We start from the raw sequence: 13,693 nt of genomic DNA, 5'->3' as shown, positions 1-13,693 counted from the left end.
TGAAGACTTCTTTACTACTGATCAATCCATCCTCCTTCCGAAGTTGGTTTGCTAAGTGCTGCTATTGTACCCCTTGAGCCCTTAACAGGCTGTATCTCGGTTGAGGTTGCAGCCATCTGCAATCACTTTTTGGAGGGGGTTGAGACGATTTTGCCATCTTTGCACCTGGGGATCCTCGCTGAGGCCGTGTTCGAGAAAAAACAGCTTGCCCCCCGCTCGCAACACCCGCCGGATTTCCCCTAAAGCCTTGGCCACATTGGGAATGCTGCACAATGTCCAGGTGCTGACCACGCTATCAAAACTCTGGCTTGGAAAAGGCAGTTTCTGGGCATCCGCCACCTGCCAATCAACGGCGATGGGAGAAGAGGCAATGCGCCGATGAGCCAGGGATCCCATGCCGGGATTGGGGTCTACCCCTGTGATCTTGCGAATGTGCTCTGGGTAGCAGGGTAGGTTGAGGCCGGTGCCAAAACCAATCTCCAGAACGGATCCCTGCACATGGGCCAGAAGCTGCCGCCGATAGCGCTCCATCCCTTCCCCCGAGAGAGCTAAATCCAACAGCCGCGGGAAGATTATTCGGCGATAGAGCATGCCTCTAACCCCCAAAACCCTGAACTTTGCTGAATTTACTGAGCTTTAGGCGGTTTGGCAAAAGTCATTGAGAGGGATATAGTAGACCAAGTTTCCCCCTGATCCTTGAGTCCACCGCAACGGTTGCCGGGAAGTGAAGGGGGAAAGCGCTCGGGGGGTATTCCTCAGGGCTTTGCGGGATACCGCCTTCCTGCTCAGAGATAGGCAGGATGCGATCGCTTCTTTCCTGAACCATGTTCAGGAGAGTTCAGCGTGAATATATCAGGTTCATGCAACCATTTCCAGATATTCAGGCATTCATCTTTGAGCAGCTTAAACCGTCTGGACAGGTTGCGGTTGAGCGGTCACCTTCAGGGAGTGGAGAGCATAGCAGGCCAGCAACCAATTGAGCAGGCGGGCCACCACGCGAGCGGTTTGCCGCGTTGCGGATCCCACCGCCACCCCTCCCAGTGAAAGGCCAACCACAGGACGAGCAGCAAAGATGGCCTCACAGGTCTGCAACAGTTGGAACCAACTCACCCCCCCTGGCTCTGGGTGATGCACGGCGGGCGCTAAGGAAGGATCCAACACACTGCAGTCCACCACCAAAAACACCGGTTGATCCGGCAAAGAGGCCACCACCTGCTGGGGATCCCAGCCATCTTGGGCCCAGAATATTGGGCTGTGGTGGGCTTTCAGCCATGCGTAGGCCCGCGCACTGCCGCTGCGCAATCCCACATGGATCACCGGCAGCTTGTGCTGATAGAGCAACTCCACCCAGGCAGCACTGCCATAGCTTGTATCTTGATCCGGCTGGGTCATCTCTGGGGGCGGCATCAGGTTGGCATGAGCGCTGCAATGCACCACGCTCAGGGTTGGGTGGTGTTTCCAAAGGGCACGAATGGCCCCCCAACTGGCAGCCAAGACTGAGGGCAACAGCACCGGCCATTGTTGTCGTCTCCAAGCTTGAGCCACCGCCGCCTCACACATGCCGTAGGGAGGTTCATCCACCAGCCCCGGCAACTGCGCCACCGCCAGCCTATCCACATCGATCCCCAGCCTCGGCTCGAAGGCACACAGCTCCGAACCGGCATTGAGAATGGCCATCGGAGCCTGAGTGTCGTGGCCAAAGGCGGTGGGAATGAGAATGACCCTGGCATTGGATTGCGAGCTGGGATGGAGGGACCACTGGGCCATGGGCGCTGTTCCTTTTCCAGAAAGCTGTGGGTCTCCGGCTTGTTCTATGGTGGCCTACAGGGCGCCCAGGGATCCGTCTGAGGGCCAGCCAGTCTGCTACGAAAGATTACAGTTCCCAGGCGGAACTGGGGCCAAAAATCGAGTCAGTGGTAGATTCAAAGTGCTTCGCGCCGCAAACCGCGGTTTGGACAAGGCAAACCACCGCAAACCACAACGAGTTGAGAAAGGTAGACTATGGCTGTGATGGAAGGCGATCCTCGTCAGGGAGCAAAGCTGCCTCTATTTGGGGGATCCACCGGAGGGCTGTTGAGCGCAGCCGAAACCGAAGAAAAATACGTCATCACCTGGACGGGCAAGCCGGGGCAGGTGTTTGAAATGCCCACCGGCGGCGCTGCCGAAATGGTGGAAGGCAAAAACTTTCTCACCTTTGCCCGCAAAGAGCAGTGTTTGGCGCTGGGTGCCCAGTTGAGATCCGACTACAAGATCAACGACTACCAGATCTTCCGCATTCCGGCGGGTGGAGAGCCTGTGTTGGTGCATCCTAAAGACGGCGTTTTTCCTGAGAAGGTCAACGAAGGCCGCGAGCCCGTCGGCAAAGTGGATCGCAACATCGGCAAAAACAAGGAGCCGATTACCTACAAGTTCACCGGCGGGAAACCCTGGGATTGAACTCCCCAAAGCTTCGCTCCCTACTGGGTTTCAGGATCCCCTAGCAAGGTCGGGGGATCTTTTGCTTGCCTGTTTTCGACAAAAAAGCTCCAGCCCACCTTGAGCTGAAGCTACGCCCGGAAGCGCTGGGGATCTCCTATATGTAGCCAGGGATCCCAGGGGCCAACCTACTTGGCAATCGCCGCGAAGAACTCCTTGGATTTCACCGGGTCGGGGTGCATGGTTTTCTGGCCGGGCTGCCAGTTGGCCGGGCAAACTTCATCGGGGTGAGATTGCACGTATTGGATAGCTTGCAGGGTGCGCAAGGTTTCATCCACACTGCGGCCAAAGGCCAGGTTGTTAATGGTGGCGTGCTGGATGATCCCTTCTTTGTCGATGATGAACAGGCCGCGCAGCGCCACACCCGCTTCCGGATCCAGGACATTGTAGGCAGCGCTGATCTCCTTTTTCAGGTCAGAGACCAGAGGATACCTCAGCTCACCCACCCCTCCAGCCTTGCGGTCGGTTTGAATCCAGGCCAGGTGAGAGTATTCGCTATCCACTGAAACACCCAGGATCTCGGTATCCAGCTTGGCAAAGTCGTCATAGCGGTCGCTGAAGGCCGTGATCTCCGTTGGGCAGACAAAGGTGAAGTCCAAGGGGTAGAAGAACAGCACCACATACTTCTTACCCCTGTAGTCGGAGAGCTTCACCGTCTTGAATTCCATGTCATAGACGGCGGTGGCGGAAAAATCGGGAGCGGGCTGCCCCACTCGCAGGCATCCTTCCTGAGACATCAATCAACGCTCCTTGCGGTAAAGTGCAAATGTAAACCAAACCTAACATACCATACTCATAATGACTCTGCCTTAACTCGATAGATAGCGACGGATCCCAACTGCCGGGATCCGGATAATGCCCATTTTTCCATGCTGATCGGCTCAGCTCTGCAAGGGATCCCATGAGAGTGGCGCTGGAGTTCCTCTATCACTTTTGTTGTGACCGCTGTCGGCGGTGGTGGAGCCAGGCCGATGTGGAGCCCCAACCTGGGGATCGCCTGTATTGCCCCTATTGCGGCCATCAAAATTGCGTGGAGCGCATCGATACCTTTCGCAATGCTGCGCGGGGCAGTTGCCTGACCCGTCCCCCCGATGCCCCTTCTCCAGATCCGCATCCGCCCTCTGAAAAATCCGGGGATCGGCCTCAGGAGAAGCGATCCCCAATCTAGTTATCCTGGGCAAACCCAGTCCTCTTGCCCCTATGGGGCAGCCAGCCGCTAGAGCCTGTCAACCATTCAACGCATCCGCCAGAGTTCCCCGTTGCGAAGATGACCACAGGTAGAGGTCAACCTCAGGCGAGGAAGAATCCACCAGATAGCGACAGAGGCGGCGCTCTTCCAGGATGGCGGTGGAGCAGCAGCAACTGTAGACTTCCAGATAGTCGTCCGGCTCCGCCTCAAAAATCGCCTGCTGGCCGGGGAAGAGGGTGCGCTCCCAGTGGCCGGGGATCGTTCGGATCACCTGAACCTGTCCGGAACGGTTGACGAAAGCGTATCTTTTCATTGCGTTTTTTTAATTGCGTTAAGAAAAACTTATTGCCCTTAAAATAGGCTACCATCCCTGATCCCCAAGCGACAATAGCGAGCCACCAAGACGGGGATCGCTCTTTCTGTCTAGCTTTGGGGGATTTGTTCTCTCAGCTTATAGGGGTTGAGAGAATCGGATCCCGAGGAGAAGCCTGCCCTGGTAAACTGAGGGGAAGAGTCTGAAGATATCCTTAAGTTGGCCTTCACCATTCCGAGATCAGCAAGGGGGCACATCGTGGACAACAAGTTGGGGCTAGAGATCATCGAAGTCGTGGAGCAGGCTGCCATTGCCGCCGCCCGCTGGATGGGCAAAGGGGACAACAAGACTGCGGATCAGGTGGCTGTAGAGGCCATGCGGGAAAAACTAAACCAGATCCCTATGCGCGGTCGCATCGTCATCGGGGAAGGAACCCGCGATGAGGCCCCCATGCTCTACATCGGCGAAGAAGTGGGCATCTGTACCCGCCCGGATGCTGAGCAGTTCTGCCGTGTGGAAGAGCTGGTGGAGATCGATATTGCTGTGGATCCTTGCGAGGGCACCAACCTGGTGGCCAAAGGCCAAAATGGCTCCATGGCCGTGCTGGCCATCTCCGAGAAAGGCGGCCTTCTCCACGCCCCGGACATCTACATGCAAAAGCTGGCAGCTCCGCCCCAGGCCAAGGGCAAGGTGCACATCGACTATCCGCCAGAGAAAAATCTCAAGATCATCGCCGAAAGCCTGGATCGGGAGGTATCGGATCTGACGGTGGTGGTCATGGATCGCAAGCGCCACCTCGATCTGATTCGCCAAATTCGAGAGGCGGGGGCGCGGGTGAAGCTGATCACCGATGGCGACATCTCGGCGGCTCTCTCGGCGGGCTTCAACGGCACCGGCATTCATGCCCTGATGGGGATCGGGGCTGCTCCTGAGGGAGTGATCTCGGCAGCTGCTCTGCGGTGCTTGGGCGCCCACTTCCAAGGTCGGCTGATCTACGATCCCGAAGTAGTTCAGGCAGGCACCTACTTGCCACCCGTGGAGGAAACGCGACGGGAACTCAAAGAAAAAGGCATCGAGGATCCGGACAAGGTGTGGGAGTGTGAGGAGCTGGCCAGTGGCAAGGAAGTCCTCTTTGCTGCCACCGGGATCACGGATGGCGACTTGATGCGCGGGGTGCGCTTCTTCGGGGGCGGGGCCCGCACCGAGACCTTGGTGATTTCCAGCCAATCCCGCACGGTGCGCTTTGTGGACACCATCCACATGAAAGATGGCCAGCAGCCCCGCGGCCTGCAACTGCGCTGAGGGATCCCCTACCCAACATCCTCGGAGATCGGGGCGGCTTTCCCCTGCTGGAGGTCGCCCTTGCCTTTTTGGGAAAGTTACGAAATCTATCAAGCCCCAACCCGTGAAAACGTAATAACTCTTCAGCAAAATCCGGCAAAACCGGTTCGATACTGGTCTTAGGGTTTAGGTAGGCTGAGAAAAGTTACCTAAGCTTGCTGGAACCGAGTCAAGGGATCCCCTCGTATCGGTCACAGCTCTTGCTTTCTCTCTGAAACAATATTTGCTTTTGTTCAGAGTTTTTGTTTTTAATAACTTTTGCTGTTGCTGTACAGACGACGGAGAGGCATGTTTATCGCGGTTGTCGGTCTTAGCCATCGCACAGCTCCCGTAGAGATTCGGGAGCGCCTCAGCATCGCGGAGGCGGAGGTGGGAGAGACGATCCAGCAGCTTCGCACCCACCCCCACATTGAGGAGGCTGCGATCCTCAGCACCTGTAACCGGCTGGAGGTCTACATCGTCACCTCAGAAATGGAGAGTGGTGTCCGGCAGACGATGCAGTTCTTGGCTGAGCTGAAAGGGATCCCCTTGCCCCAACTGCGTCCGCACCTGTTTACCCTTCTCTACCAAGATGCCGTAACCCACCTGATGCGGGTGGCTGCCGGGCTAGATAGCTTGGTGCTGGGAGAAGGGCAGATCCTCTCGCAGGTGAAAAAAGCCCAGCAACTGGGCCAAGCCTGCAACGGCATGGATCGCATCCTCAATCGCCTCTTTAAGGCGGCCATTACCGCCGGCAAACGCGTCCGTACCGAAACGGAGATCGGCACCGGCGCCATGTCCATCAGCTCGGCAGCGGTGGAGTTGGCTCTGCAAGAGCAGGGATCCCTCTCTCAGGGCAAAGTTACCGTGGTGGGGGCGGGGAGAATGGCCCGTCTGTTGGTGCAGCACCTGTTGGCCAAAGGGGCAGTCGATATCACGGTGGTCAACCGCTCCCTGGAGCGAGCCGAAGCCCTGGCCAAGCAATTTGAGCAGCCGATCCAGGTGCTGCCTTGGGAGTCGCTGCTGAACAGTGTGGCCGAGTCCAACTTGGTCTTCACCAGCACCGGCGCCACCCAGCCGATCCTGAACTACCAGCAACTGGCAGGGGTGCTGCAGCCAGATCAGCCGCTGTTGTTGGTGGATATCTCTGTGCCCCGCAACATCGATCCCGACGTGGAAAAGCTGAAGGGGGTACAGGTGTTCAATGTGGATCACCTCTCCCGCGTCGTGGAAGAAAACCGCGCCCAACGGCAAAAGCTGGCTCTGGCTGCCGAGGCCCTAGTGGAAGAGGAGGTGGATCAATTTATGGAGTGGTGGCGTTCTCTGGAGACGGTGCCCACCATTTCCAGCCTGCGCCACAAGGTGGAGTCCATCCGCGAGCAGGAGATGGAAAAAGCTCTCTCCCGCCTGGGCAAGGACTTTGCCGAGAAGCACCTGGAGGTGATCGACGCCTTGACCCGCGGCATCGTCAACAAGATCCTGCACGACCCGATGGTGCAACTGCGGGCCAAACGGGATATTGAGGCGCGGCGGGCAGCTATGCGGATCTTGCAGGAACTGTTCAACCTGGATCCAGTGGTGTTTCAAGCCCAGCAGGAGCGCTAGGGATCCCTTGGCGAAGAGCGCATGACTTGAAGAATTGTAACAGCTCTCCCATCTGGGGTGGAGGGCACCCCTTAGGATACAAAGCGTAAGCCACAGGATCTGGGATTATGTTCGGACAATACGAAGTTTTTGTGCAGTTGGCCCTGCTGGCCTTGATTGTCTTGGCAGGCCCGGCGGTCATCCTGCTGCTCTATCTGCGCGGCGCCGATATGTAGGGGATCCCTTTGGATATCGAGACAGCCGGGATAGCCCCTTGGGAGTGCTGGGGCTAAGCCCAGAGTCAAGGGCGCTCAACTGTTTAGCGATGTAACGCTTCTTTGCGCTAAAGTTGTAAAGAGATCCCTAGGGCTCTCCTGCCTATAGGGCAATGTTCCCCTGGCTGATTATCTATGTCACTCCCCATCCGCAACGTCGCCATCATTGCCCACGTTGACCATGGCAAAACCACCCTCGTGGATGCCCTGTTGCGCCAGGCGGGCATCTTTCGGGAGGGGGAAGACATCCCCACCTGTGTGATGGACTGCAACACGCTGGAGCGGGAGCGGGGCATCACCATCTTGGCCAAAAACACAGCCGTCCGCTACGGCGAAACCTTGATCAACATCGTCGACACCCCTGGCCACGCCGATTTCGGGGGCGAGGTGGAGCGGGTGCTGGGGATGGTGGAGGGCTGCTTGTTGATCGTGGATGCCAACGAAGGCCCGATGCCGCAAACCCGCTTTGTGCTGCGCAAAGCCTTGGAGAAGGGCCTGCGCCCAATTGTGGTGGTCAACAAGATTGATCGGCCTCGCGCCGAGCCCTACAAAGCCGTCGACAAGGTGCTGGATTTGTTCTTGGAGCTGGGGGCAGACGAAGACCAGTGCGACTTCCCCTATCTATTTGCCTCTGGGTTGCGCGGCTTTGCCCTGGAAGAAGCCCATCTCAAAGACTTTCTGGAAGGGAAGTACAGCGGATCCCTGGATATGAAGCCTCTTTTCGAGGCCATTCTCAAGCATGTCCCACCTCCCATTGGGGATCCCGGCAAGCCCCTGCAGCTGCAGGTCACCACGCTGGAGTATTCGGAATACCTGGGCCGGATCGTGATCGGCAAGATCCACAACGGCACCATCCGTCTGGGGGATCCATTGGCAGTGGTGAAAGAGGATGGATCCATTGCCAAGGGCAAAGTAACCAAGCTGTTCGGCTTTCAGGGCCTGCAGCGCATCGAGCTGACGGAAGCCACCGCCGGCCACATTGTTGCTGTGGCGGGGTTTGCCGAGGCCAACATTGGCCACACCCTCACCTCTCCCGAAAATCCCCAGGCTCTGCCGCTCATCAAAGTGGACGAGCCCACATTGCAGGTGATGATCTGCGTCAACGACTCCCCCTTCGCCGGGCAAGAGGGTACTTTTGTAACTTCGCGGCAACTGCGGGAGCGCCTGATGCGGGAGCTGGAAACCAACGTGGCGCTGCGGGTGGAAGAAACCGACTCGCCGGATCGCTTTTTGGTGTCGGGGCGAGGCGAGCTGCACCTGGGCATCCTGCTAGAAACCATGCGGCGGGAAGGCTATGAGTTTCAGGTGGGGCAACCGAAGGTGATTTTCCGCGAGGTCAACGGCCAGCCCTATGAGCCCTACGAGTGTTTGGTGCTGGATGTGCCGGAAGCGACGGTGGGGGCCTGCATCGAGCGGCTGGGGCAACGGCGGGGAGAAATGCAGAACATGATGGTGGGATCCGATGGTCGGGCCCAGTTGGAGTTTGTCATTCCGGCGCGAGGGCTGATCGGCTTTCGGGGGGAGTTTATCCGCATCACCCGCGGCGAGGGGATCATGAGCCACAGCTTTTTGGAATACCGTCCCCTGACTTCTGAGATGGAAATGCGCCGCAACGGGGTGCTGATCGCTTTTGAAGAAGGGGTGGCCACTACCTATGCCCTCAAGAATGCGGAAGATCGAGGTGTATTCTTTATTACGCCAGGTACCCGCGTTTACAAGGGCATGATCGTGGGCGAGCACAACCGTCCCCAAGACTTGGAGCTGAACGTCTGCAAGACCAAGCAACTGACCAACCACCGGGCTGCGGGCGGGGAGGAGCTGGTGCACTTGCAAGCGCCGGTGGAGATGACCCTGGAGCGGGCTTTGGAATACATCGGCGAGGATGAGCTGGTGGAGATCACGCCCCAGTCGGTGCGCCTGCGCAAGGCACAGTTAACGCCCTCTCGCCGCTAGTTTTCTCAGCCAACTGGAAGAGAGCATGACTCTAGTCAATAATAAGCTCAACTATACTGAAAATAATGTATAATATGCTCAGTACGGATTACTACCAGTTGATCTTTCTGTTTACTTTCGAGTCTGCCAACATGGTAGCCAAAGCAAAGCAGAAAATTGGTAGTAAGACGACACGGAAACTGCGCTTTGGGTATTCTACTCAAAGCTTTGCGGGATACCGCCATTCTGGTTGGAAACAAACAGAATGCTATCGCTGCACAGTTGAACAGTGATGTTCAGCAGTGTTCAGCGTAAATGTATCAGCCTGGCTCACCACCGCCGCAGGTAAGAGGCCAAGTTGGGGAAATAGAACGCCCCCCAAATCCCCAGCAGGATGACTCCCAAGCCGAACACAACCAGCCAAAGGCGCGGTCGGCTGTGCAGCTTATTGGATCCCACCTGGACGTAGGCCAGATCCACCCAAGCAGTATTGCCGCGGCGGAACCAGCCCACCACTTTGACGCGCCGGCCCACCAGGGCGCGGATCCGCTTCAGGCCGGAAAAGACATTGCCCACCGGGCCCAGAGGGGAGGTGAAGCGCACCGGGATCAGCCCTGTGGCCTCTTGCAGCTTCAGCTCTGCCCCCAGTTGATAGCCGGAGGGGCCCAGTCCCACCAACTCCCCCTCCAGCTCCACCCATTGTCCGCGGCAGGGATCCGCGTCGGGATCCGCCAGCAAGCTGAGCACATCCGTCGGCCTTGCCGGCAGGGATCCCCCGTACATCAACCCCGCTTTGGCCCACAAGCCCACCCCGTAGCCCACCACCGCTGCTGCCGCGATCACCTTGGGATCGAGACGGTTTTGCAGCAGCAGGTAGAGGATCAGCCCCACCAGCCAGCCAATGAGGATCCCGACCACTTCGGCTGCGTAGATGGCCAGATCCAGCCAAAACCGGCTTTGCAGGCGGGCCACATCCAATTTGGACCCGGATCCCAGGCTCAGCTCCGGCAGGAGGCGCAGCCGCTCTCCATATCCCGCCAAGACCTTGAAGCGGTGCCCCGGCAGCGGATGGCTGGAATTGACCTGCATCCAGCGGGCCCAAGGGTTGATTTGATCCCAAAGAAAGACTTGGCCAGCTTGGGAGGGATCCTGGAGGCGGGCGGCAGCACTGGCAGCGGCGATGGTTTTGAAGTCCAAAAAGCTGAACAGGCGGGTGCAGTGCAACAGCGAGGAAGGTCGGCGGTCGTTTTTGTGGGCCTCTTGTAAGCCGGCAGCCGATTTGAGCAGAGCAGCAATCAGCCCGTTCGGGTTGCCAGTCGCCTCTACAGCAAAATGGTCGGCATGGTAGGTGCCCAGGCGGGAGAGGAAAAACAGCGGGTAGGAGAGCACCGTGTAGATGAGGTAGAGCAGCGGGGCCACATGCCCGATGAGATCCCGCCGTTTGCTTCCCAGTTGGCTCACCTGCTCTAGGGCCAGGTAAACCAGTTGAATCGGGGATCCCAGCAGGGTCATGACCAGGATATCTCCATTAACAATTCGCCCCAGGGCCTGGGCGTAGACGGCGGCAATCTCATCCTCAGAAAGCTGCTGCAACAGGGCTTGGGTGACCACAATGCGGCAGCCATCAGAAAAAGTGCCGTAAACAAAGGCCAGCGGCCCAGCATCCGGGATCACCCCCAGTCGGGGCTGTTTTAGCTGGTTTTGGGCACAGATGCGCTGCAGCAGGCGCGCCGTTTCGGGGCTGTGGCGTTCGATTTCGCCAAGCCTGGCCCAACGCAACTTGTGCAGCCGTTGGTGGAGCTGATCCATCAGCCAGGGGGCAAAAAAGAGAAGGCCTACTCCAAAGTTGACCGCCAGGCTGCCGGCCACCAACCACCGCAGGCCATTGCGCAGCCAGGGCAGCAACCCCTGCAAAAACCAAAGCTGCCGCGGAAAACTCAGCCGGCCAAAATCCAGATGGCTGCCTACCAACACAAAGCTCAGCCACCAAAGGAAGACAATGCCCACCCCCAGGGATCCCCACTTGGCCCAATGCAGGGGGCCGGCCCGCTCCGGCAGGGGGATCTTCATACCCAGTTGGGCGGCCCGTTGACGGGTGGACAGGGATCCCGCTCCAGGAGACGGCTCCTCTGGGGGAGCAGAACGCGGTTCGACAGGTTTGGCGGACGGAGCAGCCAGGGACTCTGTTGCAGTGGGCAGGCGAAGCAAGATCTTCTTGGCCCAGCCTTGCGCCTGGGGGTTGGGGTGTTGCAGCAGCTCTAGGCAGAGGGACCGTGCCTTCTCCGTCTGGCCCAACTGGTGGTAGGCCCGCACCAGGTTCATTTGGGCTTCCAGGGCTTCGCCGTCAGATGAGTCTGCCGGGATCCCTAATGCTTTGTCCTGCTGACGGGATTGGGCCAGGTAGCCTTCAAAAAGTTGGATGGCCTCTTGCAGGCGGCCCTGCCGCAGGGCTTCCTTGCCCGCCTGGACGGCATCGGGGATCATCGGCTTGCTCCTTGCCTGGTAGGGTCTGCTTCTGGAGATCGGTTGGATCCATCTGCTCCCCCAGCTTACTCAGGGATCCAACCCCGAGAGACTGGATCCCCCCTAAAGGGGGTAGCAGAGCAAGCGCCGCCGCAAGCGATCCAGAGCCGTCTGGGCGCTCCACCAACGCACCCCCTCTCTGCCGCGCAGGCTGCCAAACCGGTACTCGTGTACTTCCACCTTCCCTTGCGGATCCGCCAAACCCAGATACACAAGACCGACTGGCTTGGTGGCGGTGCCTCCCTCTGGCCCGGCAATGCCGGTGATGCTCAAGGCCCAGTTGGAGCCCAGGACTTGCTTGGCCCCCAGCGCCATTTGGGCGGCCACCGCCTCGCTCACGGCCCCGTGCTGTCGCAGGGTTTCCGGATTCACCTGTAAAAGCTGCTCCTTGATGCGGTTGTCGTAGGCCACGATCCCCCCCACAAAATAGCGGGAGCTGCCCGGGATCCCGGTCACCAACTGCCCCAGCAGCCCGCCGGTGCAGGATTCTGCCACCGCCAGAGTTTGACCCCGTTGCAGCAACAGCTCCCCCACCACACCGGCCAAGGTGGCGTCATCGCTGCCGAAGTAGTCTTCTCCAGAAATCTGTAAAATCTGCTCCACCACCGGGGCGATCAAGGCTTGGGCCTCTTCACGACTGGGAGCACGTCCGGTAACCCGCAGGCGTACCTCCCCCTGGCTGGCGTAGGGAGCCACCGTAGGGTTTTCCCCCGCCAACAGGGATCCCAGCCGTTCGGCCAGCGTCGATTCGGGAATGCCCCAATAGCGCAGTACCCGGCTGTAGAACACCTCTTTTCCCCAGCCGATGGAGCGCAGATAAGGCACGGCGGTCTCCCGCCACATGTGTTGCATCTCCCGCGGCACCCCAGGGAAGGTGAGAATGTGCAGGTCGGGCCGGGGCTGCCAGATGAGGCCACAGGCGCTGCCAAGCGGGTTGGGCAACACCCTCGCTCCCCGGGGCAGAAAAGCCTGCTTGCGATTGCTCGGCGAGGGCACAAGGCCCCGCTGCCCGTACTTTTGCAGGATCTCTTCCCACACTTGGGGGTGCTCCACCATCTCCGCCCCAAAAAAGGAAGCCAGCGCCTCATGGGTGAGATCGTCCGGCGTCGGCCCCAAACCCCCGGTGATCAGAATCAAGCTGGAACGACCACAGGCCACCTCCAGCGCGTGGTGAATGCGGGCCTCGTTATCCCCCACCACCGTTTGGTAATAGTGGGGGATCCCCAGTTGCGCCAACTCGGCTGCCAAGTACTGGGCATTGGTATTGGTGATCTCTCCCAAAAGCAATTCTGTGCCGATGCAGAGGATCTCAGCCCCTTGGGGAATAGCAGTTTGCGGTGGGATCATGCTTGGCCTCGAGCTCAGCTCAGCCGCAAGAGAAGTATACAAGCAGGGAGGTCTCGGCCTCCCTGCGCGCCCCCAGATTTTGGGCTTGCAGTTGGCCATTCCAAATGGCGGTGAGACAACCGGCAAGTTTCCATCTCCGGCGCCGGCAAAAAGATTGGGGGACGAGATGTATCCGACAGCACAACAGCGACAGACGCTGCAGCAGTGGTTGGGAACAGCTCGGTTTGTTTATAACCGCACCCTAGGAAGTCTTTAGAAGGCGAGCGTCCACCTGGATGCAAGTAGCTACTCACCACATCTTGCCTTCTCTACCAGATTGGGCGAAGGCAGTCCCGTACCAAACCAGAAAGTGGCAGTCATTGTTTGCGTTGGCCCATTCAAGACTTGCGGGATGAGCGCCAAGGCGGCCAGGTTCTGGGTGGACAACTTTGACATTTATTCTTTGACATTTTCTTTGACATTATTTGACATTGTTTATTGTCTTGGTTTATTGTCTTGCTGCTCAAGTTTCAGACCTCCAAGATAGCGGTCAGAAAGCAGCGCCAGCTACATGCCAAGACGGTGCGCTTGCTACTGGTGGGCGCGTAGTGCGTTCCAGGAACGGCCAGAGGCTGTGGCTGAGCAGTACGGGAAACAAGCATTGACATCCTCCCCGGCCTGAAGGCCGGAGATTCCTACCACGCTACGCATGGATGGCTCCTTGCGCAGTCGTCTCGGCGGGTTCCTGCTTCCGAC

13 protein-coding genes and 1 pseudogene are annotated in these 13,693 nt (G+C 58.6%); 8 read left to right on the top strand and 6 right to left on the bottom strand.

Going from position 1 to position 13,693, the window contains the following annotated elements; genetic code table 11:
- Positions 1-81: 81 nt before the first annotated feature.
- Both ACVW0B_RS13230 and ACVW0B_RS13225 read right to left on the bottom strand, forming a co-directional pair.
- Positions 82-591: a class I SAM-dependent methyltransferase gene (locus tag ACVW0B_RS13230; protein ID WP_457491903.1), complete on the bottom strand. Its 510-nt coding sequence runs from the start codon at positions 589-591 to the stop codon at positions 82-84.
- A gap of 312 nt (positions 592-903) precedes the next feature.
- Positions 904-1,767, bottom strand: coding sequence for an arginase family protein (locus ACVW0B_RS13225; RefSeq protein ID WP_457491902.1), 864 nt, complete (start codon positions 1,765-1,767; stop codon positions 904-906).
- Positions 1,768-2,010: 243 nt separating this feature from the next.
- Between ACVW0B_RS13225 and ACVW0B_RS13220 the strand changes: the two genes are divergently transcribed.
- On the top strand, positions 2,011-2,436 hold the full coding sequence (locus ACVW0B_RS13220; RefSeq protein ID WP_011433827.1) for a photosystem I reaction center subunit II PsaD: 426 nt from the start codon (positions 2,011-2,013) through the stop codon (positions 2,434-2,436).
- 167 nt (positions 2,437-2,603) lie between these two features.
- Here ACVW0B_RS13220 and ACVW0B_RS13215 read toward each other — a convergent pair whose 3' ends face one another.
- The gene (locus ACVW0B_RS13215) at positions 2,604-3,212 is read right to left on the bottom strand and encodes a peroxiredoxin (RefSeq protein ID WP_011433828.1); all 609 of its coding nucleotides are present in this window, start codon (positions 3,210-3,212) and stop codon (positions 2,604-2,606) included.
- Positions 3,213-3,376: 164 nt separating this feature from the next.
- On the opposite strand from ACVW0B_RS13215, the gene ACVW0B_RS13210 reads away from it, so the two are divergent.
- Entirely contained in the window at positions 3,377-3,643 is a 267-nt protein-coding gene (locus ACVW0B_RS13210; RefSeq protein WP_414409136.1) for a hypothetical protein, read from the top strand.
- 58 nt (positions 3,644-3,701) lie between these two features.
- Here ACVW0B_RS13210 and ACVW0B_RS13205 read toward each other — a convergent pair whose 3' ends face one another.
- Positions 3,702-3,977: a DUF1830 domain-containing protein gene (locus ACVW0B_RS13205; RefSeq protein ID WP_011433830.1), complete on the bottom strand. Its 276-nt coding sequence runs from the start codon at positions 3,975-3,977 to the stop codon at positions 3,702-3,704.
- A 258-nt stretch (positions 3,978-4,235) separates the two neighbouring features.
- Between ACVW0B_RS13205 and glpX the strand changes: the two genes are divergently transcribed.
- From glpX to ACVW0B_RS13180, 5 genes and pseudogenes are all read left to right on the top strand, one after another.
- Complete coding sequence (glpX, locus tag ACVW0B_RS13200; RefSeq protein WP_414342167.1) at positions 4,236-5,279, top strand: class II fructose-bisphosphatase; 1,044 nt, start codon at positions 4,236-4,238, stop codon at positions 5,277-5,279.
- A gap of 327 nt (positions 5,280-5,606) precedes the next feature.
- Positions 5,607-6,902 (top strand): glutamyl-tRNA reductase, encoded by a 1,296-nt coding sequence (locus tag ACVW0B_RS13195; RefSeq protein WP_414350542.1) that lies wholly within the window; start codon positions 5,607-5,609, stop codon positions 6,900-6,902.
- A 107-nt stretch (positions 6,903-7,009) separates the two neighbouring features.
- Entirely contained in the window at positions 7,010-7,117 is a 108-nt protein-coding gene (gene psb30, locus ACVW0B_RS13190; RefSeq protein WP_011433833.1) for a photosystem II reaction center protein Ycf12/Psb30, read from the top strand.
- Between the two features lie 174 nt (positions 7,118-7,291).
- The gene (typA, locus tag ACVW0B_RS13185; RefSeq protein WP_414381575.1) at positions 7,292-9,109 is read left to right on the top strand and encodes a translational GTPase TypA; all 1,818 of its coding nucleotides are present in this window, start codon (positions 7,292-7,294) and stop codon (positions 9,107-9,109) included.
- An 83-nt stretch (positions 9,110-9,192) separates the two neighbouring features.
- A pseudogene (locus ACVW0B_RS13180) lies at positions 9,193-9,403 on the top strand (hypothetical protein); the annotation flags it as partial.
- A gap of 15 nt (positions 9,404-9,418) precedes the next feature.
- On the opposite strand, the gene ACVW0B_RS13175 reads toward ACVW0B_RS13180, so the two are convergent.
- Both ACVW0B_RS13175 and ACVW0B_RS13170 read right to left on the bottom strand, forming a co-directional pair.
- On the bottom strand, positions 9,419-11,572 hold the full coding sequence (locus ACVW0B_RS13175) for a M48 family metalloprotease (RefSeq protein WP_457491901.1): 2,154 nt from the start codon (positions 11,570-11,572) through the stop codon (positions 9,419-9,421).
- A 102-nt stretch (positions 11,573-11,674) separates the two neighbouring features.
- Positions 11,675-12,958: a competence/damage-inducible protein A gene (locus ACVW0B_RS13170; protein ID WP_414331859.1), complete on the bottom strand. Its 1,284-nt coding sequence runs from the start codon at positions 12,956-12,958 to the stop codon at positions 11,675-11,677.
- Between ACVW0B_RS13170 and ACVW0B_RS13165 the strand changes: the two genes are divergently transcribed.
- Positions 12,909-13,214 (top strand): helix-turn-helix domain-containing protein, encoded by a 306-nt coding sequence (locus ACVW0B_RS13165; RefSeq protein ID WP_457403737.1) that lies wholly within the window; start codon positions 12,909-12,911, stop codon positions 13,212-13,214. The two genes, ACVW0B_RS13170 and ACVW0B_RS13165, sit on opposite strands and share 50 nt — an antisense overlap.
- Positions 13,215-13,693: the final 479 nt, after the last annotated feature.

It is taken from the genome of Thermostichus sp. MS-CIW-23, assembly GCF_054059455.1.
Note: the sequence above shows the minus strand (reverse complement) of the source record. Positions and strands in the feature narration are given on the sequence as shown.